This window comes from Corynebacterium amycolatum SK46 (assembly GCF_000173655.1).
In the GTDB taxonomy this organism is placed as follows: Bacteria; Actinomycetota; Actinomycetes; order Mycobacteriales; family Mycobacteriaceae; genus Corynebacterium; species Corynebacterium amycolatum_A.
Map to the genome: position 1 here is coordinate 138,801 of NZ_ABZU01000003.1, position 20,604 is coordinate 159,404.

At 60.2% G+C, this 20,604-nt stretch carries 19 protein-coding genes; 5 read left to right on the forward strand and 14 right to left on the reverse strand.

Features of this window, described 5'->3' with window-relative positions:
• Positions 1–44 precede the first annotated feature (44 nt).
• Both CORAM0001_RS03880 and CORAM0001_RS03885 read left to right on the forward strand, forming a co-directional pair.
• Positions 45–1,550, forward strand: coding sequence for an FAD-dependent oxidoreductase (locus CORAM0001_RS03880; RefSeq protein WP_005510164.1), 1,506 nt, complete (start codon positions 45–47; stop codon positions 1,548–1,550).
• 64 nt (positions 1,551–1,614) lie between these two features.
• Positions 1,615–2,118: a phosphoribosyltransferase gene (locus CORAM0001_RS03885; protein WP_005510095.1), complete on the forward strand. Its 504-nt coding sequence runs from the start codon at positions 1,615–1,617 to the stop codon at positions 2,116–2,118.
• A gap of 87 nt (positions 2,119–2,205) precedes the next feature.
• On the opposite strand, the gene purT is transcribed toward CORAM0001_RS03885, so the two are convergent.
• The 6 genes from purT to CORAM0001_RS03915 all read right to left on the reverse strand — a co-directional run bounded on the left by purT (position 2,206) and on the right by CORAM0001_RS03915 (position 9,085).
• Complete coding sequence (purT, locus tag CORAM0001_RS03890; protein WP_005510257.1) at positions 2,206–3,426, reverse strand: formate-dependent phosphoribosylglycinamide formyltransferase; 1,221 nt, start codon at positions 3,424–3,426, stop codon at positions 2,206–2,208.
• Between the two features lie 116 nt (positions 3,427–3,542).
• Positions 3,543–4,574, reverse strand: a complete 1,032-nt coding sequence (locus tag CORAM0001_RS03895) for a nucleoside hydrolase (protein WP_005510167.1) — start codon at positions 4,572–4,574, stop codon at positions 3,543–3,545.
• Positions 4,575–4,671: 97 nt separating this feature from the next.
• Positions 4,672–5,928, reverse strand: coding sequence for a glycerophosphodiester phosphodiesterase family protein (locus tag CORAM0001_RS03900; RefSeq protein WP_005510265.1), 1,257 nt, complete (start codon positions 5,926–5,928; stop codon positions 4,672–4,674).
• 192 nt (positions 5,929–6,120) lie between these two features.
• A complete protein-coding gene (locus CORAM0001_RS03905) occupies positions 6,121–6,759 on the reverse strand; it encodes an LppP/LprE family lipoprotein (protein WP_005510255.1) in 639 nt (212 codons plus the stop codon).
• 175 nt (positions 6,760–6,934) lie between these two features.
• The gene (locus CORAM0001_RS03910; RefSeq protein ID WP_005510242.1) at positions 6,935–7,525 is read right to left on the reverse strand and encodes an LppP/LprE family lipoprotein; all 591 of its coding nucleotides are present in this window, start codon (positions 7,523–7,525) and stop codon (positions 6,935–6,937) included.
• A gap of 270 nt (positions 7,526–7,795) precedes the next feature.
• Positions 7,796–9,085 carry an adenylosuccinate synthase gene (locus CORAM0001_RS03915; protein ID WP_005510258.1) on the reverse strand — a complete coding sequence of 430 codons (1,290 nt, stop codon included), beginning with the start codon at positions 9,083–9,085 and terminating at the stop codon, positions 7,796–7,798.
• Between the two features lie 51 nt (positions 9,086–9,136).
• On the opposite strand from CORAM0001_RS03915, the gene CORAM0001_RS03920 reads away from it, so the two are divergent.
• Both CORAM0001_RS03920 and CORAM0001_RS03925 read left to right on the forward strand, forming a co-directional pair.
• The gene (locus tag CORAM0001_RS03920; protein WP_244261987.1) at positions 9,137–10,081 is read left to right on the forward strand and encodes a hypothetical protein; all 945 of its coding nucleotides are present in this window, start codon (positions 9,137–9,139) and stop codon (positions 10,079–10,081) included.
• A gap of 135 nt (positions 10,082–10,216) precedes the next feature.
• Positions 10,217–10,909 (forward strand): DUF1707 SHOCT-like domain-containing protein, encoded by a 693-nt coding sequence (locus CORAM0001_RS03925; protein ID WP_005510138.1) that lies wholly within the window; start codon positions 10,217–10,219, stop codon positions 10,907–10,909.
• A gap of 101 nt (positions 10,910–11,010) precedes the next feature.
• Here the strand turns inward: CORAM0001_RS03925 and CORAM0001_RS03930 are convergent, their stop codons facing one another.
• The 8 genes from CORAM0001_RS03930 to CORAM0001_RS03965 all read right to left on the reverse strand — a co-directional run bounded on the left by CORAM0001_RS03930 (position 11,011) and on the right by CORAM0001_RS03965 (position 19,637).
• Complete coding sequence (locus CORAM0001_RS03930) at positions 11,011–12,414, reverse strand: FUSC family protein (RefSeq protein ID WP_005510217.1); 1,404 nt, start codon at positions 12,412–12,414, stop codon at positions 11,011–11,013.
• A gap of 97 nt (positions 12,415–12,511) precedes the next feature.
• On the reverse strand, positions 12,512–12,922 hold the full coding sequence (locus CORAM0001_RS03935) for a DUF3151 domain-containing protein (RefSeq protein WP_005510137.1): 411 nt from the start codon (positions 12,920–12,922) through the stop codon (positions 12,512–12,514).
• Between the two features lie 132 nt (positions 12,923–13,054).
• A complete protein-coding gene (locus CORAM0001_RS03940; RefSeq protein WP_005510131.1) occupies positions 13,055–14,272 on the reverse strand; it encodes a glycoside hydrolase family 76 protein in 1,218 nt (405 codons plus the stop codon).
• A gap of 70 nt (positions 14,273–14,342) precedes the next feature.
• Complete coding sequence (locus CORAM0001_RS03945) at positions 14,343–15,014, reverse strand: TrmH family RNA methyltransferase (protein WP_005510210.1); 672 nt, start codon at positions 15,012–15,014, stop codon at positions 14,343–14,345.
• Positions 15,001–15,846 (reverse strand): lysoplasmalogenase family protein, encoded by an 846-nt coding sequence (locus CORAM0001_RS03950; protein ID WP_005510226.1) that lies wholly within the window; start codon positions 15,844–15,846, stop codon positions 15,001–15,003. Before CORAM0001_RS03950 ends, CORAM0001_RS03945 begins: the two co-directional genes overlap by 14 nt.
• Before the next feature lie 90 nt (positions 15,847–15,936).
• Positions 15,937–16,497 (reverse strand): orotate phosphoribosyltransferase, encoded by a 561-nt coding sequence (gene pyrE, locus CORAM0001_RS03955; RefSeq protein WP_005510234.1) that lies wholly within the window; start codon positions 16,495–16,497, stop codon positions 15,937–15,939.
• Positions 16,498–16,548: 51 nt separating this feature from the next.
• Positions 16,549–18,600 carry a hypothetical protein gene (locus CORAM0001_RS03960; protein WP_005510248.1) on the reverse strand — a complete coding sequence of 684 codons (2,052 nt, stop codon included), beginning with the start codon at positions 18,598–18,600 and terminating at the stop codon, positions 16,549–16,551.
• A gap of 206 nt (positions 18,601–18,806) precedes the next feature.
• Positions 18,807–19,637: a sulfurtransferase gene (locus CORAM0001_RS03965; protein WP_005510133.1), complete on the reverse strand. Its 831-nt coding sequence runs from the start codon at positions 19,635–19,637 to the stop codon at positions 18,807–18,809.
• Positions 19,638–19,792: 155 nt separating this feature from the next.
• On the opposite strand from CORAM0001_RS03965, the gene CORAM0001_RS03970 reads away from it, so the two are divergent.
• Entirely contained in the window at positions 19,793–20,584 is a 792-nt protein-coding gene (locus CORAM0001_RS03970; protein ID WP_005510079.1) for an SDR family oxidoreductase, read from the forward strand.
• Positions 20,585–20,604 lie beyond the last annotated feature (20 nt).

Sequence of the window (20,604 nt, forward strand, 5' to 3'; positions counted from 1 at the left end):
TAAGCAATCGCGACAAAGAAAACGTAGAAAAAGGATTCCACTCAATGACCAACGACCAGACTGCAGCCCAGAACACGGCCGCTTCCTCACTGCCCGATCTCGCCAACTCAACCACGCCACTGCGTGTAGCCGTGGTTGGCTCGGGTCCGGCCGGCATCTACGCCTCCGACGCGTTGATGAAGTCCGGCCGCGACGTCGCCATCGACCTCTACGAGCGCCTTCCAGTGCCGTTCGGTCTCATCCGCTACGGCGTTGCGCCAGACCACCCGCGAATCAAGGGCATCATCAAGTCCCTCCACCGAGTGCTGGACAAGCCGCAGGTCCGACTGCTGGGCAACGTGGACGTCGGCAAGCAGGTCAGCGTCGATGAACTGCGACAGTTCTACGACGCCATCATCTTCGCCACTGGCGCGACCGGCGACCGCGATCTGAACATCCCGGGCTCGGACCTGCCGGAGCACTACGGCGCTGGTGAGTTCGTAGGCTTCTACGACTCTCACCCGGAGTTCGCCCGCGATTGGGAGCTCTCCGCTGAGTCCGTCGCTGTGGTCGGCGTCGGTAACGTGGGCCTCGATGTCGCCCGCATTCTCGCCAAGACTGCCGATGAGCTGCACGTCACCGAAATCGCCGACAACGTCTACGATGGCCTGGCAAAGAATGCCGCCCGCGAAATTCACGTCTTCGGCCGCCGCGGCCCGGCTCAGGCAAAGTTCACTCCGCTGGAGCTGAAGGAACTGGACCACTCCGACACCATTGAGGTTGTCGTGAATCCGGAGGACATCCAGTACGATGCCGCCTCCGAAACGTCCCGTCGCGAGTCCAAGATCACCGATCAGGTCTGTACAATTCTCGAAAAATACGCCATCCGCGAGCCCAAGGGCGCCCCGCACAAGCTCTTCATCCACTTCTTCGAGTCCCCGGTCGAAATCATCGGCGAGACCGGTGAAGATGGAGTACAGCACGTCAGCGCTATCCGCACCGAACGCACCGAACTCGACGGCGAGGGTGGCGTCCGCGGCACCGGCAAGTTCACCGAATGGCCAGTCGGTGCGGTCTACCGCGCAGTCGGCTACCGCTCCGACGCAGTCACCGGCGTACCGTTCGACACCGGCACCCACACCATCCCAGATGCCGGCGGACGCGTGCTTGACGACGTCGACGGCAACCACCTCCAGGGCCTCTACACCACTGGCTGGATTCGCCGTGGCCCGGTCGGCCTAATCGGTAACACCAAGGGCGATGCCAACGAAACGGTCGGCAACCTCATCGCCGACTGGGAGGCAGGTCGCCTGGCCGCACCTGCAAAGCCCACGCATAACGACGTCGACGAGTTCCTGGCCGACAAGGGCCTCCAGGTCACCACCTGGGAGGGCTGGCACGCACTCGATGCCGCCGAACGCGCAGCGGGCGAAGCCGAAGGCCGCGAGCGCAAGAAGCTGGTCGAATGGGCCGACATGGTTGCGGCCTCCACGGTCGTCGTAAAGCAGCCAGATGCCAATGATGTGGCCGAAGCTGTCCATGAAGCGGTCGTGGAGACCGTCGCAAGCTAACCCATCGGGTCTAACCGGACAGTTGATTCTGCGCGTCAGCTGGTTTTCGGATTAGAGTTAATACATGGCTTATCATGCAGACTCATCCGACCTGGACGTCAAGGAAGTTCTGACCTGGGAGGGCTTTGGTGTCGCCTCCCGCGAGCTGGCGCAGCAGATTGTCGATTCCGACTTCGATCCCGAAATCATTATCGCCGTGGCGCGCGGTGGTCTTCTGCCGGCAGGCGCACTCAGCTACACCATGGGCGTCAAGCTTTCTGACGCCATCAATGTCGAGTTCTACACCGACGTGGCCGAGACCCTGCCGGATCCGGTCCTGCTGGAACCACTGCTGGATGTCGAATCTATTTCTGACCGCCGTCTGCTGGTCGTCGACGATGTCGCAGACTCCGGCCGCACACTACACCTCGTGCTCGATCTGCTGAAGAACTACGGTGCAGAAGTGCGCTCCGCTGTGCTCTACGGCAAGTCCCGCTCGGAGATTGCACCGGACTACGTCTGGAAGCACACCGATGACTGGATCGTCTTCCCCTGGTCGGCTGAACCGCCGGTACAGAAGTCCAAGTAGCTCACGCGCTGCCGGAGGCGCACAAAAAAGGTGCGCTGCAGCGTTCCTTTCCCAAGCAACACCAGCAGCGCACATTTGGTCGTCGAACTAGCCCAGTTCGACGACCTTAATCTTTGATGCCGCCTCCGATGCGCGCTCACGAGCAGCATCGACAGAATCCGCGGTCGAAACAGCAACTGCCATACGGCGACGCGGGCCGGCAACCGGCTTACCGAAGATGCGGATATCGGTCTCCGGAATAGCCATGGCCTCCGTCAGCCCGGTGTAGCCCGGCTGCTCGATGTCAGCACCGCCGTAGACGACAGCGGAGGCTCCCGGGGACACCAACGTGACGTCGATAGGCAGACCCAACACTGCGCGCGCGTGCAGCTCGAACTCGGAGAAACGCTGCGTACCCATCGTGACCATGCCGGTGTCATGCGGGCGCGGGCTGACCTCGGAGAACCACACCTCATCGCCGCGGACGAACAGCTCGACGCCGAAGATACCGCGGCCGCCCAGCGCGTTGGTGATGCGCGCGGCCACAGAGCGAGCATTGTCCAGAGCGTTTTCGCTCATGGCAGCCGGCTGCCAGGACTCCACATAGTCGCCGTCCTGCTGACGGTGGCCGATGGGCTCGCAGAACCACGTTGCCGCTTCGCCGGTCTCCGGATCGACGGAGCGCACGGTCAGCAGCGTGATCTCATAGTCGAAATCGACGAAGCCCTCCACGATGACGCGGCCGGACTCAACGCGACCGCCACTCATGGCGTAATCCCACGCGGCCTGGACATCCTCCGGCGAACGCAGCGTGGACTGACCCTTGCCCGAGGAACTCATGACCGGCTTGACCACACATGGGAAGCCAATCTCGTCAACAGCTGCGGTGAACTCATCAAAGCTGGAGGCGAAGTGATAGCGGGAAGTCGGCAGCCCGACCTCTTCCGCAGCCAGGCGGCGAATACCCTCTCGGTTCATGGTCAGCTGAGTCGCCCGTGCGGTCGGAATAACGGTGACGTCCAGCGTCTCGTCTTCCTCCACCTCTGCCAGCACCTCGGTTGCCAGGGCCTCAATCTCAGGGACGATGAAGTGGGGCTTGACCTGGAGAATCAGGTCCCGCAGCGCGCTGGGGTCCGACATATTCAACACATAGGCGTGGTGAGCTACCTGGTGTGCCGGTGCATGCTCGTAGCGATCGGCAGCGTGCACCTCAACGCCAAGACGCTGGAAAGCAATGGTCACCTCCTTGCCGAGCTCGCCAGAGCCGAGCAGCAGAACTCGCGTTGCTCCCGGCTGGTACGGGGTTCCGGTGACTTCAGGGGTGAACATCGAGATAAACTCGCTTTCATCTACGGCACATACGCTGCGCAACCAGCAGCTGTTAAATTGATTGTCTCCAGCATACGACAGCGAGCGGATTCACCGCGGCGGGCACGGGCAGGAATCTAACGCGGGAACACCCGCTGGAACTCAGCCAGCGCCACCTCACGGTCGGCGGCCAGGACAACATTCGCCACCGCACCGGCTGAATCCTCCACCACCTGACCGCGACGAGCTGGCTCATCTGCAAAGGTTCGCTTATCGACGCCCACGAGACGCATCTTCTCCACTTCCCCGGTCACCGCACCGACGGCCACCATTGCAGCAAAGAGGTCATGGACCTGCGCCTTGTAACCGACCCCCACACCCTGGTGGAACTCAAAGTAGAACTTCAGCGAGCGGCGCAGAACACGCAGCAGCTCCGGGTTCATACCGGCATCGCGCCAGGACTCAATTTCGACCTCGCTGATAGTGATGGTCTCGGTGACATTGAGCGGAACCAGCGTCGGCACCGGCGCGCCTGCGGCGGTGGCGATGCTGCGCACGGCATCCTCCGGGCGCTCGACGGCCACAGCGCCCGCGGTGCCGAAGACCTCGGTGACCGCGGTGGGGTCGACCCAGAAGTTCCATTCCGCAAACTCGGTGACGTTACCGTGGTACTCCACAGCACCGCCCATAATGGTCACGCCGTCGAGCTCCCGCATGAGTTCTGGGTATTTCTTCAAAGCGGCCACGTAGGTGGTCATAGGGCCAGTGACCAGCAGGTGCACCTTCTCCCCCGCCGACCGCGCCTGCTCGATGACCTGGCGCCACAGCGCCAGCGGATCCGCCGCTCCTGCGCGCCCCGGTTCGTAGATGACGGCCGGTGGCGCCAGGTTGTAGCCCAGCCCGTACGGGCCATGAGTCTCAGGCGTGGTGGTCAGCTCACGGTCAGCGGGCCCCTCGAAACCGCTGACAACCGGGACCTCCGGACAACCGCAGAGATTCAACATGTACTTGGTGTTGCGAGCGGACCATGCCGCAGTGGTGTTACCACCTGCGCAGGTCACACCCACCAGCTCGATCTCGCCTGCGGTATGCAACCCCGCGAGGTAGACGAGAGCAAGACTGTCATCGATACCCGTGTCAACGTCGGCAAGCACTTTCAAACGCGTCATAAGGTCAAGTGTGACACGAAACACGCTCAGCCCGCAGAGCTAAACACGGGCAAAATAGGGGATACAGACGAGTTTTCGCTGGTGCTAGCCGGATTTACTAGTTCGTCGACATCGCTGCATCACCCACCGGAGCAGGCTCCGGCAGCGGCATATTCAGCTCGGCCAAGACCTCGCGCAGTCGCGTCGGGTAGTCGGTGATGATGCCATCGACACCAGCGGCAATCTGCTCGCGCATGGTCTCCTTTTCGTTCACCGTCCACGGCACCACCTTCATGCCGGCCTCGTGCGCGCGGGAAATCAACTCCGGCGTGGCGACCGGGTGGTAGTCAGAATCCGACGGGGTCTTGCCGTAAGGAATGCTGTGCGTCGGTGAGAGCACCTGCACTCCAAGCTGCTTGGCGGCCTCGATGATGTCGCCGTCAACCTTGTCGTAATTGACATCGCCGATCCAAGGAGAATCCTTCTTCCAGGTGGTCTCGTCCCACAGCATGACCAGCGGAATCTCCGGGTTCCGTTCCGCGACCAGCGGCAGCGAGCGCCAATCAAAGGATTGAATCATCACACGATCAGCCACACCCGCGCGGTCAATCTCGTCGAGAATCACATCGACGAACTCCTGCGGTTCTGCCGAGTCAGCGCGCTTTTCGCCCTCAATCTTGGTCTCAATGTTGAAGTGGATGTCCTGGTTGTCCTTAGTCAGCTCGAACAGCTCCGGCAGGGTCATCATCCTATTGCCCTTGATTGGCTCCGCATCCGGGAAGTCCTCGAGCTTCTTGTCACAGACCAGGGTTTGGACCTGCTCATAGGTGAGATCATGCACGAGCTTGCCGACGTACGGGTACTGCGGGTCCCCCTCCGTCACTGGCTCAGTGTCCGAGCACTTATCGTCTTGAATCTCCGGATCGTGCCAAACCATAGGCACGCCATCCTTCGTCAGGACGATGTCCAGCTCCAACGTCGTAACACCCAGCTCCAGCGAGTTGGCCATCGCCTGCTTGGACTCCTCCGTCCACTCACCGCGACCACCACGGTGCGACTGCAGATCAAAACCCTCCGGCAGCTTCGCCAACGCATCCGGACGCACGTTCGCGGCCGCATTCAGCTCAGCGACCTGCTGCTTTTCAAAGGTCTTCTCTTCGCTCGACGTAGTGCTAACCGCGCTTGCACTGCTTGACGACGATGCCGCGTCGTTGTCCGCATCATTGCTGCAAGCTGCAATAGGAGAAATAGCAAACGCACCCATAGCGATGGCCGCGATTGCGCGGCGCGTGCCGTGGGCGCGTGAATTCTGAGGCTGCTCGCTCTGCTTGGTCCGTTCGTCAAACATGGAGTCAGATGAGTTGCGAGAAGACATGGCCGGTGATTTTCCTCTTTGGGCGTAGTATTAGCGACTTCATAGCGACGGCATGGTACCGACAACACAGTGTCGACAAACTACCGTCGGAGGTTTACGGAACACAGAAATCTGGGTGAAGACTGTGTGGCGCGCCACTACTTTAAAACGGCCTGACAGCACTCGCATCTGGAGAGAGCGCGGGGTGAGCGTTTAATTTCCCTCTGCCTTTGGAATCTCGCCTTCTTGAGCAACCTCTGACCCATCCCAGGAGTACGTAACGGGAGCGTTGTACTGGTCTTTAAAGGCGAAGGCACCACCGTCTTCGATCATTTTATTGACATCGAAGAAATTGACGGTCACAGTTTTGCCATCGCCTTCGACCGAGTTGATTGTCTGCGGACCACCGGCGGTACCCACGTACTCGCCCTTATGAAACAGCAGCACTGCACCAGAGGTAGTTGAATGCGTAATTTCATTCTGCACTGCTGAGGCAAAGGTCAACTCGCTGGTGGTATCCCAGTTCGTATTGTCCGTGACTGTCCAACCGCTGCCATTACCACCTTCCATTGAGTTCAGGTCGGCAACCGCTTCTTCGAAAGCCTCTTCCTGGGTTGGCGCAGAAGAACCCCCATCGGTGTCGTTGTCATCGACATCCGGATTGGGGGTATCTGCACTTTCACTGTCATCCTCGACAGTGGTGGTCGTAGTGATGGTGGTCGTTTCTTCATCTACCTGAGAAGCAGAGGTCGGTGCTGCGGTCTCATCGGTGGAGCAACCGGACAAAGCCACTACACCTGCGACCGCCGCGCTAACCAGCATCGACCCGCGACGAACTGAATGACCACTCATGGCTGGAACCTCTTCTGTTCTCTCAAGTTTTTCTCTCAAGTTTTCTCAAGCACTGAGCTACGGCGGAGCATCACTTTCTCATGTCCGACTCTGAATTGAGTTTACTTGGGAAAACTCAAGAGACCCCGAGAGTGTCCAAGAATTCTCGAAAGCTCTCGAAAATTCTCGGGAGTCCTTAGGAAGCGGGCTTCGCCCCGCCGGGAATCTTGCCCTCGTGGACGACGTGATCGCCGTTCCAGAAGAAGTGAACATTAGAGGTGAACTTGGCCGCATCAGCGTTCGGCGCACCTGCGGCCTCCTGGGCCTCCCAGTCGTGGTAGATGACCGAGATGTTCTTACCATCAGGGGTCGGCGTCACTTTGTTGATGTGCTGAGGCCGGTCAGAGTCCGTACCAATGAACTCACCCTTGTGGAACATCAACAGCACAGTGGAGGACTGAGCGTTGCCCTGCTTGGCCTGATCTGCGAGAGCAAAGCTCAAATCGCTACACGGGCTGAAGTTGGAGGTGCCAGTGTACTTCCACCCATCATGGTTGTTCGGGCGCTCCCTGTTGACCTTATCCAGGGCCGCCTGGATTTCAGGTGCAGCCGGGTTCGGGGTACAGCTATCCGCCTGCGCCGGAGCTGGAGCCGGTGCTGGTGCTGGGGCCGGTTCCGCCTGAGCCGTAGGAGCTGCAACTGCTCCACCTACTGCGGAGAAAACCATCGCGCCGGAAAGTACGGCGGAACTTGCCAGTCGTTGTACTCGGTGTCCTGTGTTTTGCATGAAAACCACACGCCTTCTGTCGTTTGGACTTCTGTCGTTGGACTACGCGGTGAGGCCTACGATACAAAAATGACTCTGGGATGCCAGTGTCATCTGACAATTCCCAGAGCCTTCTCGTGGTTAGCAAATGTTCTTTTTTACAGCAGCCAGCGGTTTCGACACCGAAGATATTTTATCTAACAGTTCGATAAAGCTAGGTCGAAAGCCGGACTATTTTCCGGCTAGTTCGCCACTGCCCCAGACTAAGTGTCCAGCGCTAGTTGACCAGCACTAGTTGTCCAGCACGTCGTGGACAACGATGGTCTGGTCACGACCCGGGCCAACGCCGATGTAGGAAATGCGAGCGCCGGAGAGCTCCTCCAGGCGGTTCAGGTAATCCTTGGCCTTGTCCGGCAGCTCATCGAAGGTGCGGCAGCCAGTGATGTCTTCGTCCCACGCAGGCATGGTCTCGTAAATCGGGACAGCGTGGTGGAACTCCGACTGGGTGAGTGGCATTTCGTCGTGACGCACGCCATCAACGTCGTAAGCGACACAAATCGGAATCTCGCCGATACCGGTCAGGACGTCCAACTTGGTGATGAACAGATCCGTGAAACCGTTGACGCGCGCGGCGTAGCGAGCCAGCACCGAATCATACCAACCACAGCGACGCTTACGGCCGGTGTTGACCCCGACCTCACCGCCGGTGGTCTGCAGGTACTCGCCCCACTTGTCGAACAGCTCCGTCGGGAACGGGCCAGCACCGACGCGGGTGGTGTAGGCCTTCATGATGCCCAGCACCGAAGTGATCTTCGTCGGGCCGATACCAGTGCCCACGCAGGCACCACCAGCGGTCGGGTTGGAGGAAGTCACGAACGGGTAGGTGCCGTGGTCGACGTCGAGCATGGTAGCCTGGCCGCCCTCCATGAGGACGTGCTTGCCGGCATCCAAAGCCTGATTGAGCTCAAACTCCGAGTCGATAATCATCGGACGCAGGCGATCAGCGAAGCCCATGAAGTAATCAAAGACCTTATCCGGATCGATGGCGCGGCGGTTGTACAGCTTGACCAGAATCTGGTTCTTCTGAGCCAGCGAAGACTCAATCTTCTGGCGCAGAATCGACTCGTCCAGAATGTCCTGGACACGCAAGCCCGTACGGCCGACCTTGTCGGCGTACGTCGGGCCGATACCGCGGCCAGTAGTGCCGATAGCACGCTTACCCAGGAAGCGCTCGGTCACGCGGTCCAGCGTCTGGTGGTACGGAGCAACCATGTGGGCATTGCCCGAAACGCGCAGGCGGGAGGCCTTTGCACCGCGAGCTTCGAGGCCATCAATCTCGTCGAAAAGCGCCTCGAGGTTGACCACACAGCCATTACCGATAATCGGAGTAGCGTTTTCCGACAGCACACCCGCCGGAAGCAGCTTCAGCTCGTACTTCTCACCGCCGACGACAACGGTGTGGCCGGCGTTATTGCCACCGTTGGGCTTGACGACGTAGTCGACGCGGCCACCGAGAATATCGGTTGCTTTGCCCTTGCCCTCGTCGCCCCACTGGGCACCGACGATAATGATTGCGGCCATAGTCCTACTTCAACTCCTGGGATTGCAGACGACGCATTAGAGTGTAGTCCTATGCGTATTGTTGTGCTGCAGTGTGGCCCCGATGTACCCGCGTTTTCCCAATTGCTCCGCCAATCATGGCCCGCATCAGCACCGTCCGCACCATCAGCACCAGCCACTCCGGCACCACCCGCCTATGTGCTTCACGACGTCGCGATGATCCCCACCCGTAAGGAGCTGGCTTTCATCGACGACCTGGCCAAGGACGTACTGCCTGTCGATACAGCACCGACGCCGGAGGAAATCTCCAAGCAGAAAAAGGTCGACCACTTAGGCGCTCCTCAACCCGCTCCGCAAAAACCGAGCGAGCCGTTACGAATTGTGGTCGTTGGCACCGACGCGGCACTGGCTGCCGTGGCAACCTACCTGATGCGCAAGAACCTCCTGTGGATTGAAGTGGCACATGTCCCCACCGCGCCCTCGACCGCGGCCAAAAACTGGGGCATCGAAGGAGGAGAAGGGCTCGATGCGGCAGCCGCGCTCACACGCCCGACGATGCCAGTGCCGCTGATTCGCGATGACACCGGGCACGCAATTGTTGGTTACGCCCTACTGACAGAGCCGGGAATTACCGGAGTATCCTCGGCAAATGGGTTTACTGGCGAGGTCTATGTCGACGAGCATCAGATGTTCTCCGGCACATCCACCGGCCTGCAGATTCGCCCTACCCCCGACGCTCCGGGCATCGTTGCGGCCGAAGTTCCGGCGCCGGAAGCGGAAATCGGTAACGAGGGTGAGAGCGACAAAGGCCTGCTGAGCCGACTCGGATTGGGTCGCGGTGGCCGTCGTAAAGCGAAAGAAGCCCCGTCCCGCGAGCTGCACCGCCCGATGACGGGTCGGGCAGTTCAAGTTGGTGGCCTGGGCTTTCGATATGTGCGCGATGGCGTGGAGTCGCGAAAGCCGCGCGAGAAAACAACTCTGTACCGCCACCTGCGCGACTTGCAGATTGTGCGCTAACTGGGGCGGGGGCAATAGCCAGGGCCTACCCATGAGAAAGCGGCTTTCGCGAAAGTGGCCTGCGCGAAAGTTCTAGTACAGATAACATTTGGGTGTTAAAGCCACTGCCCGCCACTGCCTCGTTAGGACAGCATCATGACTGACAACACCCCACGGCTACGCGCTGGCGACCAAGCCCGCCACACTGCGCTGGAACGCTTGGAATGGGCATTCCGCGATGGCCAGATTGACTTTGCGGAACTGCAGGAGCGCACCGAGAAAGCTCAAAAGGCAACGTACATTGATGAGTTGCCCGCATTGACACAGGACTTGTCGCTGCCCGCGAACCTGGCCGAGCCGACTCCACATGCGCACCCAAACCCTAACCTGTACCCGAACCTGCACAGCGTCCCGGACGAGCATCATTCAGTGGCACCGAATGCAGCCAACAATCACCAGCCAGCCCGGATTGATAGCTCCGCCGCGGCAACTGGTTCGAAGCTCTCCATCGGTATCTTCGGCGGCACCGACAAGAGAGGCCCTTGGACGTGCGCTCCCACGCACACCACGGTGGCGACCTTCGGCGGGACTGGCTTGGATTTCCGCGAGGCCATCCTGACCGCGGAAACCACTGTCGTCAACATTGGCTGCGCCTTCGGTGGAGTCGACGTCATTGTCCCCGATCACTACCAAGTTGATGTCGACGTGCTTCCCATCTTTGGCGGCACGGATGTTACTGGAAAGCCGGGACGCAACCTACCCGCTCCTGGCGCCGGACAGGCTCCGAAGATTATTGTGCGCGGCTTTGTCGCTTTCGGTGGCGTCGAGGTCAAGCGCGTACCGCACTAGAGCACGCTGCAGTAGCACGTGGGCAGTAGCATGTGCGCCGGAGCACGTGGGCAGTAACCGCCTGGCGCCTAGCGAGCCACTACTCGCCCACGCCTCACCGGCTACTCGTCCCATACCTCCGGTGGCATTGCTGGGAACGGCGTCGTCGGCGGCAGCGTTGCCACAGCTGAACGTCTGGACAGGCCACACACCTGCAACAGGTCCACCACCAAGGAGCGGGACTGCGCAAACACAACCTGTTCCGACAGCGTTGCGTCCTCGATCACGCGCGGGTGCATTTTCGCCGCTAGACGACGCAAGTACCGAACCACGTCTTCAAGCTTGACCTCTCCGGATCCCTCGGAAAGCTGAGCGATAGCGATGTCGCCGGACTCGAAAGGCAACTCGCCCCACTCTGGGATTCGGCGCACGGCGGCTTCGTCGTCAAGCACATGACTGACCAGACGCGTACCTTCAGACACGCCGAGAACAAGTGCGCACAGTTCGGACGAGAAGTCGATGTGGTCCTCACGTGCTGTGATAGCGCGACGCGCGAGCACACGGATGTTGCGCATGGCGTTGTCGACGGGATGAACCATACGTGACAGCGAGTGGATTCGATCCCGGGAGCGCCAGAGCAACGGCGAGATACGGACCTGCTCGCCCGCGTCGGCGACAGTGCGGTCCATCAGCGAGACTTGCGCCTGCATGGAGCGCACCACGCTCAGTGCGGTGCGGATGCGATCGGTGTCGCCCTCTTTCATGCCGATGCCGATGTCATAAAGTACATCTGCACCCATGTCGAGGACCTTGGCCACCTTGCGGCGAGCACCCGCCAGCGGGCTTCGCGGCAATATCATGAGCACAATAATGCCCACCACACCACCGACGAGAGCATCGATCATTCGGTAATAAGAACCAGCGGTGCCCGGCGGAATAATGGTGGCGATGAGCACGGCTGAAGATGCCGCTTGGTTGACCACAAGCGGTCCTCGACCGACAAACACACCGATGACCATGGCGACAAACACACCGACGGTCAGCTGCCAGATACCCGAGCCGAGGATGGAGATAATCACATCACCAATGCCGACTCCCAACGAGGCACCGAGCACCAACTCCACAGAGTGCTTTAAGCGAGGACCTGCGGTCATCACGTTGAGGCTGATGAAAGCGGCCATCGGCGCGAAGAACGGGTTGGGGTGCCCCAGTACCTCAAGTGCGAACCAGTAGGCCAACCCAGCGGCTAACGTGGCTTGGACAATGAGCATCCAACGGGAGCGCACACGGTCAATCGCATGGAGGAAACGCGTGCGGGGCCTCACTTTCTGACGCAGCTTGTTTGCTGCGCGGGAGGCCGGATGTAGGTACGTATTGCGAAAATCTTGGAAATCCGGGCGCGGATTATCCTCGACGAATTGCGTTTCCTTAGCTTCGACGAGGTCGTCGACATGCGCGGGAGCAAGGTCCTCTAGATTCCTGGCAGCTGCGGCATCCTTATCTTCCCCACCAGCTATGCCAGCCATGCCGAAGTCACCATCCTCATGTAAAAAACTGTGCGCTTTTTATGTACCCGTTGTGCTGTTGTGCACTCTTATGTGCCCGCTGAATCTCTGTGCGCGATTAAAGACCCAGTTCTGGCAACGCGGATTCATCACTGTCACGCAGCAACGCCATCATGCGATCGAATTCATCATCCTCGCCGATAGCCTTAGCAGCCTTAGCCAACGCTGCGAAGGCGCGGAGCACACCACGATTCGGCTCGTGCTCCCACGGAATGGCTCCGAACCCCTTCCAGCCGTTTCCACGCAGCAAGTCCAGACCGCGGTGGTAACCAGTGCGAGCGAAGGCGTAGGCCTGAATCTCCTGCCCCTCGGACAAGGCGCTTTCGGCCAAATCCGCCCAAGCCTGGGAATCGCGCGGGCATGCGCGAACCACGGCCTCCGGGCTTGCGCCACCGTCGCGGGCAGCAACGGCCTCGTCAAGAACGGGGAGCTTCACGGGAGCTGGAGCCATCATGTCATTGAGTTTCATGCGTCCTATTGTGCCAGGCATCACGTGGCGATGGCAGGAGCTCAGTATGTGACTCTCTGTTGAAAAGGGCCGGCGCAGCGTGGTGGTACATCGTCGGCAAGCACCAGATGACGACCAACTAGTGCTCCCCGACTACTCCGGGCAACTCGGCTTCGTCGAATCCAACGACTCGCCATTTTCCAGCTTGGTCGCAACAAAATCGGCCACTCGGGCACACGCTTCCATCAGCATCCAACCCGACAGCTGGACAGAGAGGTCACGCTCCTTAATCGCCGAACCGCGAACCGCGCCACCGACTGATTGCGCTACCGAACCGCCCTGTGGGAACTGAGCATTGTCGTTCCAATCTGCGGGGAAGAGCGGCAGGCCATCGACCTCGAGGCGGTGGTACCAGCACTTCTCCCCCGAAGCCAGAACCAGTCGGCGAGCAATGCGGGCCGCCGCGCGATTCATGCGATTGTCTCCGGGCAAACGCACCGCCGCATCGGCGAGGTATCGCACGAGGATGCCGTTGAACAGACCACCATCGCCGCCACCGGCACCGGCGATGACATTGTCGGTGGTCGCCAGATCCTTTGCCACCGCGTGGATGAGGTTTTGCACGCGTGTGAAATACTTCGTCGCCTGTTCACGTTGGCCGTGTGCCCGAAGCGCAAGCCCCACTTCGAGGCAAGCGCCAATCATGACACCCTGGTTGTACGTAAACATGCCCTTCTGTACGACGGCACCTGCCATGGACAAGCGAATGCCGTCGTAGAGCAGCCCTGAGTCCGCCAGGAGGTTGGCGTAAACCCAATCAATAAGTTCCTCCGCCTCCTTGATACGACCGGCCCGAGCCAGAGCGATGGCTGCAGGACCGTTCGAGGGGACGTTGAAAAAGAGGTCCTGCTCACGCCACGGCAGCACACCCGTGGACTCCTGCCGACCATCGCCCAAGCATGAAATCAGCCGTGCTGTCGTCTTCTTCGGCACCGACGCGCCGAGGACAGCGTCGGCACGCCCGAGCGCCAGCGCCATCCACGCGCGATCGTCGTAGTACTTGTTCTTGGTCAACAGCGTGAGGTTGCGAATGCGGATACCCCGAGTGGTCTGGCGAATAGCGCGGTACTTCTCCTTAGAGGGCACGCGCTTGGCTGCGTCTACCAGACAGTCGAGATACTGCGCCTGCCACCAGTAATGCCAATTGATGAAGACCTTATGTCGCAGCGGTGCGGGCCAGGAAGCCATTGCCAGATTCGTACCCGGAAGACCCCACAGCTTCGCCGCATGACGGTTGCGAATCGCCTGCTCAGCCACGTCCGCGCGATAGGCCCACGTTTCGGCCTCGGGACGCGACATTTTTAGAACCACTGGCTCTCCTTAAAACGGCTGTGAAACAGCTCTAAAACAGCCTTTCGAAATAAAACACCTAAGCAGACAATTACCAGGCCGCGGTGATATCTGCATGAGTACGAATCCAAGAGTGCATGGCAATACCCGCCGCTACCCCCGCATTTATCGAACGCGTCGAGCCAAATTGGGCAATCGACACCGTCAGATCCGCCGCCCGCTGTGCTTCTTCAGTCACTCCCGGCCCCTCCTGGCCGAAGAGCAAAAGACAACGCTCGGGCAACTCAACGGTTTCGATGGGTACGGAGCCCGGCACATTGTCCACGGCCACCACAGCCAGATCATGCTCGCGCGCCCAGCTAATGACCTCCGACACCGTCTCATGGTGCAACAAGTGCTGGTAGCGGTCAGTCACCATCGCGCCGCGACGATTCCACCGCTTGCGCCCCACGATGTGCACGGCCTCCACCAGGAAGGCATTTGCGGTGCGTACCACGGTGCCGATGTTGGAGTCATTCTCAAAATTCTCGATGGCGATGTGCAACGGATGACGACGCTTATCCAGCTCCGCGACGATAGCCTCCATCGTCCAGTAGCGGTAGGCATCGACGACATTGCGCCGGTCGCCCTCATTCAGAAGCTGCTCATCGTATTCTGGACCGGTCGGCCGGGGTTCGTTCGGGTACTCCTGCTCCCACGGCCCTACCCCGACACGAGCCTCAAACCACTCCGTCGGCCCCTTTCCGGGCTCAGGCGCGGTCAAGAGCCAACAGCCCCTCGACCAGGAACAACTGCGCCACGGTGTAGGTGTCCATCACTGCCGCATTCAGAAGCTTGCCGACGACGCCCTCCTCCGCAAACATCTTTCGAGCCATCAGTAGCGTGTCGGAGATGAGGAACAAGTTGCCACCGTGGCCTAGGCCGTAGGCGGCATCGGCAATCGGCAGACCGGTCTGCTCATCAGTGCCGACAGCTCCGGCACCCTTCAGCAGCGCCGGGTCATCGGCCAGCGTGGAGGTCACAGCCAGCAGCGGACCGTAGCCAACAGCAGCGGGCAGCGCCTCGGGCTTTACAGCACCGACCAGCGGTACCGACCCAGCCCACAGTGGGAAGCGGATGGCAGCACGCAGCGCGCTAATGCGAGCTCCGGCACGCCACAGCAGCACGTGGTAGGCAAGCTGGTTGACCGCGAACGGCACAGAACCGCGGTTCAGGTTCGGCTTGTTCGGCATAAGAATCAAGTCGCCCAGCCAACCGCCGGCGAGGCCGATGAGCAGGGTGGTCGTCGTAAAGCGAGACGTCTCGTGGCGACGGCGCCAAACATTGGCCGCCAACAGTGGCATGAGGACAGTCTTGGAAACTCGACGTGGAGTCTCCCAGCCGAAGGCACTGGAGACAACGTTGATTGCACTGGCGGCGATGTAGCCGGCTCGTTCTGGGGCACGGCGGGTGTCGGAGCTCGCGCTGGCGATACCTACGAGTGCGCCGAGCCCCTCGCCCGTGCGGCGCACAAACATGTCAGCGACGGTTTCCTTGGTGCCGGGAAGTTTGGTCGTGGTGAGCTTGGACAGGAGTCCTGCGCGCTTGGTGGTCATGGGGATGTTCCTTTTTCGTGGGACTGCGTTGGGGCGGGGTGAGCTGGGTGAGCGGGGTGAGGCTCGGCGAAAGCTCTAGCGCTAAGATTCTTAGGCCAGACCCAAGTCATCCAAACCGAGCAGATAACGGTACTCCAGGCCTTCAGCCTTGATAACCTCGTCGGCGCCCGTCGCGCGGTCAACCACAGTGGCTACACCGACAACCTCGGCACCCGCCTCACGTAGGGCAGCTACGGCGGTCAGCGGCGAGTTGCCCGTCGTGGTGGTGTCCTCAACAACCAGGACCTTCTTGCTCACAATGTCCGGCCCCTCAACGCGGCGCTGCATGCCGTGCTTCTTGGCTTCCTTACGCACCACAAAGGCATCAATCGGACGTCCTTCGGCGTGCATGACAGAGGTAGCCACCGGGTCCGCGCCAAGCGTCAGACCACCGACGTGCGCGTAGTCCCAGTCTGCAGTGAGCTCCCGTAGCAGGGAACCAATCAGGCGCGAGGACTCATGATGCAAGGTGGCGCGGCGCAGGTCAACGTAGTAGTCAGCCTCACGTCCAGACGACAGCGTGACCTTGCCATGAACAACCGCCAGCTCCTTGACCAACTCGGCCAAACGCTGCAGCTTCTCCTGATTGACATTGCTCGTGTGGGTGCTCATCTGAAGTTGTCTCCTAAATAAACGACTGTGTGCTCAAGGATATGTCTGGTTCTACTCGTCCGCGGAATCAGGGGTTGCGCCCTTGTCCTCGGATACAGTTTCGTTGGGGTCGTCGCTGCTGTCGAGGTCTGGGGCGGCGTCGGTAAAAATACTGGCGGGCTTCACATTTGATCGCACCACACGCCCCTGGTTCGAGCGCAACCGGCTATGTTCGGGGTCCTCACCGAGCGCAGGAATCTGCTGGCCAGAATCCCCAATGTCCTCCGACTCACCAACGTTTGCACCCATCTTTCGTGCCGTTGACCGCGAAGGCAGCGCCGTCGGATCCAGCGGTGTATCCCGCGTAGGGCGCCACGACGAACCGTCAATCGCCTGCACCACCGTGGGTTGTGCATTGCTTTGCGACGACCACTGCGAATCATCCGTGGTTGCATCCGCGGTGGCAGCGGAAGAGGACGAAGGAGAATCTGCGTAAACAATTTCCTCAACGTCCAGCGGCTCTTCGCCCTTGCTATTGTGCGCGCTGTGACTCTGGGCATGCCCGTTCTGTGAGCTGTGATTCTGCGATTCATGGTTAGCAGAACCGTTGCGACGCTGGTCTGGTACAGCGTGCAAGTGCCCACGCCCGGTTCCATCCGAAATCAAGGAACCAGAGTCAACGGACTGCTCGGTGAGCTGCAAACGAGTGGGATCCCACTGATTAGTATCCGGAGCGACGGTTTCGCCTTCCGCCGGTGGCAACCTGCGTGCAATGTCGGAGAAGTCCGACAGCGATGCCAGTGCACCGTCCCAGTCTTCTGGCACTGAATTATCAATCAGCTGAGCCAAGGACCAGGAGTTTTCGGACCACATGCGGGTAATGGCAGGGTGCACGTCGGCAAGCATGCGGGTTGCACGGTCGTCAAAGATGCGATGAATGAGCTCTGGGTCAGTAGCTGCGACTACCAGGCCGGCTTCGGTGGCTACGTGAGGCAGCGTCGTGCCGCCGCTGCGGCGCAGCTCGAAAACCTCATCGCTGGATACAGAGCGGCGGATGGCGATGGTGGTGATGCCGCCGACATCGGCGAGGTGCATTTCCCGGCCAAAGGCGAAACCGGAGACTACGGCCTTGGCATCGCCGTCCGGCGTGCGCTGCCAGTACGACGGCAGCTCATGGTCCACACGGTTGTAGACAGAATTACGTTCCTGCGCCCAGGCCTTCCGCAAGTGACGCACACGGCGACCGCTGATACGTCGACGGACAGGGGCCACTGACTGCTGCTGGGCGCGCTGCGGTTGCGCGGGCTGGGTGGGCTCAGTGGGCTGGGCGGCATTGGTTTCCTGGGTGGCCTGGGTGTGCGCCGCAAAATCGGATGATTGCGGCACTTCGCCAGTCTCGGCATTATCGCCGGACGCAGCCTGGAATTCTGTACCGGCAACAGCTCCAGTGCGAGCATCAGCAGCGTTGGAGCTGTTGGCCTCTGTGGCAACGGCGTCGCCCACTAAATCTGTCTTGAACTCATCCGTAGTATCGGTATCTTCAGCAGTCACGGACTCGGCTGGCTCTGCGCCAGGCCCTTCGCCAAGTTCTGTGCCGGACTCCGCGCCGGACGCCGCGCCGCTTCGGAGAGTCACGTCCGTTCCCGCATTCAGGTCAGCTGCTGCTTCCGATGTTTCGGAAGCTCCCGCGTCTTCTGCTGCTTCGGGCATTTCAGCAGGGCCCCCCGGCTCGATTCCCGAGACAGATTCAGGCTCCGTCGGCATCTTTTCTACAGCTGAAGTCCCCAGTTCGGTCGTCGAAACCTCAGTTCCAGAGTCAGCATCAGCGGCAAAACCAGTCTCAGCGACAACCTCAGAGTCAGCATCAGCTGCGACATTCGGTCTCACCACAGAAGCTGTCTCAGAGCTGCCTTGCCCTAAAGAATCCGGCTGTTCGGACACAACATCTTCTGCCGCCACACCGGTTACTTCGCCGGTGGAGTCCGAGGGCTCGTCGTAAAGCGATGGTGATGACGGAAGCGCCACAGCAGTCTCACTTGTACTGCGACGGCGGCGGTCGACAACGAACAGCGCGACTGCGGCGATGATGAGGATCGCTGCGAGGGTGAATACTAGGGGAATCATTAATCTCCTAGCTTAAGCCAGAAGCCGTTCTATTTGGTCAGCGACAAGATGCCGTCCCCCGTCTGGCGCAATACCAATGCCCGCGGCGAGAGCGTACAGGGCTATCTAGGACCGTAAGGGCGCGGGGCAAAAGCCACATGAACGGCACGTCAGGGGTTCCCTGGGGCGATACGCCCTGGTCCGGACACACGCCCGTCCGGAGTCGCTTAGAAACGGACGATAGGCCGGCTCGGATCGCCAGCCCACTGGGACCAGCCTCCGACATACAGAGAGGCGCCCGTGATGCCCGCTTCTACCATGGCCTGAATGAACAGCGAGGAATGAAGACCAGAACCGGAGTAGACCGCTACATTACGACCGTCTTCGATACCGACGGAGGCAAAGCGCTCACGGAGCTGCTCAACAGGCAGGAAGGAGCCGTCGGCATTTTGCAGACTGCGAGCCGCCAGGTTCACGGCACCCGGGATGTGACCCGCCTGCAAATCGACGCGCTCACTGCGGCCTTCAAAGCGGCTGGGCTCACGCGCATCCACCAAAATTCCACGTTCAGACCAGGTGCGTACGTCGTCGAGGCTGGCAACAGGCATATTGCCCTCACTCACCGCAATCGTTCCAGGCTGCGGCAGATTGCCGGGACCGAAGGCAGTCTCGTTTCCATCTGCTTCCCAAGCGGCTAACCCGCCGGTGAGGACACGCACATTCTCCAAACCCGCCCAGCGCAGAATCCACCAAGCACGTGACGCGAACAGTCCATCGCCCGCGTCGTAGACGATCACCAGATGTTCCGAGCGGACTCCCCATCGACGGACGGCATCGCGCACACGCTCGATATCCGGCAACGGGTTGCGACCAGCTTCTCGGCTGGGAACACCTGCTAGGTCCAACTCGGGATCACAGAACACGGCCAGTGGGATGTGAGCCGTGGCGTACGAGTCATATGGTTTTTTGGCACGCGACCAGCGTGCGTCAACGACGACGATACGACCGCCGCCGGCAATCTTGTCACGAAGCTCTTGTACCGAGATGGATGTTGTCATAATCTCGGATTCTAAATCGATTGACTTAGTAGCGCGATATGTACGTTATTAAAACTAGGAGCTTGGGAAGGTGTCGGATTACGCCTCACGCTCTTGGGGGGCGGGGTTCTGCAAACCCTCAATGATGCACAGCCAAGCCCGGCTAAACTGGGAATATGTCTGAAACTGCTGAACGACTGACCGTTTTCATCTCTGGCGCAGGACGTGGGATCGGCCGTGCCACCTCAGAAAAACTGCTTTCCCGTGGCTACACCGTAGGAGTTTTTGACATCTCTGGTGACCAGAAATGGGCAGCGGACCACCAGAACGCGGTCGTTGGCACTCTCGATGTCACCAATCCGCAGCAGTGGGAGGACGCGCTGAAGCAGTTCGTGGATAGGGCAGGACGCCTGGATGTGTTAATCAACAACGCCGGTATCCTCTACGGCACTCCATTCGAGGAGGGATCCTACGAGCAAGACAACGCGCTAATCGATGTCAATGTGAAGGGCGTCCACTTCGGCTGCCGCGCAGCTCTCCCTTACCTCAAGGGCTCACGCGGGCAGGTAATCAATCTCTGCTCGGCGTCAGCAATCTACGGCACCCCAGACATGGCCACCTACTCCGCCACCAAGTTCGCCGTTCGCGGCATCACGGAGGCACTCGAGGTCGAGTGGGAACCCCATGGCATCGATGTCAAGGCAGTCTGGCCGCTTTACGTCAACACCCCTATGCTCAAAAATGTCAGCACCGACGGCACCAAGCGCATGGGCATTCGAATCACGCCAGATGATGTCGCCAACGCAATCGTCGACTGCATCGACCACAAGCAGGGCAAGATCACTAAGGTTCACTTCCCTGTCGGCCTGCAGACGAAACTGCTGTACTACGCCGCCAGCGTCGGCGCCCCGTTCCTCAACCGCTTCATCAACGCAAAGCTGACTACGAAGCGGAAGATCGGCCTCTAAGCCAGGGCGCCCCCACCCTC

Bases quoted from the DNA above. Each gene is read 5' to 3' on its own strand.
- purT (WP_005510257.1), bottom strand. From the start codon at position 3,426: ATGTTCACCCCTGAAGTCACCGGAACCCCGTACCAGCCGGGAGCAACG.
- CORAM0001_RS03930 (WP_005510217.1), bottom strand. From the start codon at position 12,414: ATGGCTGGCATAGCTGGTGGGGAAGATAAGGATGCCGCAGCTGCCAGG.
- CORAM0001_RS03880 (WP_005510164.1), top strand. From the start codon at position 45: ATGACCAACGACCAGACTGCAGCCCAGAACACGGCCGCTTCCTCACTG.
- CORAM0001_RS03925 (WP_005510138.1), top strand. From the start codon at position 10,217: ATGACTGACAACACCCCACGGCTACGCGCTGGCGACCAAGCCCGCCAC.
- CORAM0001_RS03965 (WP_005510133.1), bottom strand. From the start codon at position 19,637: ATGACAACATCCATCTCGGTACAAGAGCTTCGTGACAAGATTGCCGGC.
- CORAM0001_RS03920 (WP_244261987.1), top strand. From the start codon at position 9,137: ATGCGTATTGTTGTGCTGCAGTGTGGCCCCGATGTACCCGCGTTTTCC.
- CORAM0001_RS03970 (WP_005510079.1), top strand. From the start codon at position 19,793: ATGTCTGAAACTGCTGAACGACTGACCGTTTTCATCTCTGGCGCAGGA.
- CORAM0001_RS03905 (WP_005510255.1), bottom strand. From the start codon at position 6,759: ATGAGTGGTCATTCAGTTCGTCGCGGGTCGATGCTGGTTAGCGCGGCG.
- CORAM0001_RS03950 (WP_005510226.1), bottom strand. From the start codon at position 15,846: ATGACCACCAAGCGCGCAGGACTCCTGTCCAAGCTCACCACGACCAAA.
- CORAM0001_RS03900 (WP_005510265.1), bottom strand. From the start codon at position 5,928: ATGTCTTCTCGCAACTCATCTGACTCCATGTTTGACGAACGGACCAAG.
- CORAM0001_RS03935 (WP_005510137.1), bottom strand. From the start codon at position 12,922: ATGAAACTCAATGACATGATGGCTCCAGCTCCCGTGAAGCTCCCCGTT.
- CORAM0001_RS03910 (WP_005510242.1), bottom strand. From the start codon at position 7,525: ATGCAAAACACAGGACACCGAGTACAACGACTGGCAAGTTCCGCCGTA.
- CORAM0001_RS03960 (WP_005510248.1), bottom strand. From the start codon at position 18,600: ATGATTCCCCTAGTATTCACCCTCGCAGCGATCCTCATCATCGCCGCA.
- CORAM0001_RS03885 (WP_005510095.1), top strand. From the start codon at position 1,615: ATGGCTTATCATGCAGACTCATCCGACCTGGACGTCAAGGAAGTTCTG.
- CORAM0001_RS03895 (WP_005510167.1), bottom strand. From the start codon at position 4,574: ATGACGCGTTTGAAAGTGCTTGCCGACGTTGACACGGGTATCGATGAC.
- pyrE (WP_005510234.1), bottom strand. From the start codon at position 16,497: ATGAGCACCCACACGAGCAATGTCAATCAGGAGAAGCTGCAGCGTTTG.
- CORAM0001_RS03915 (WP_005510258.1), bottom strand. From the start codon at position 9,085: ATGGCCGCAATCATTATCGTCGGTGCCCAGTGGGGCGACGAGGGCAAG.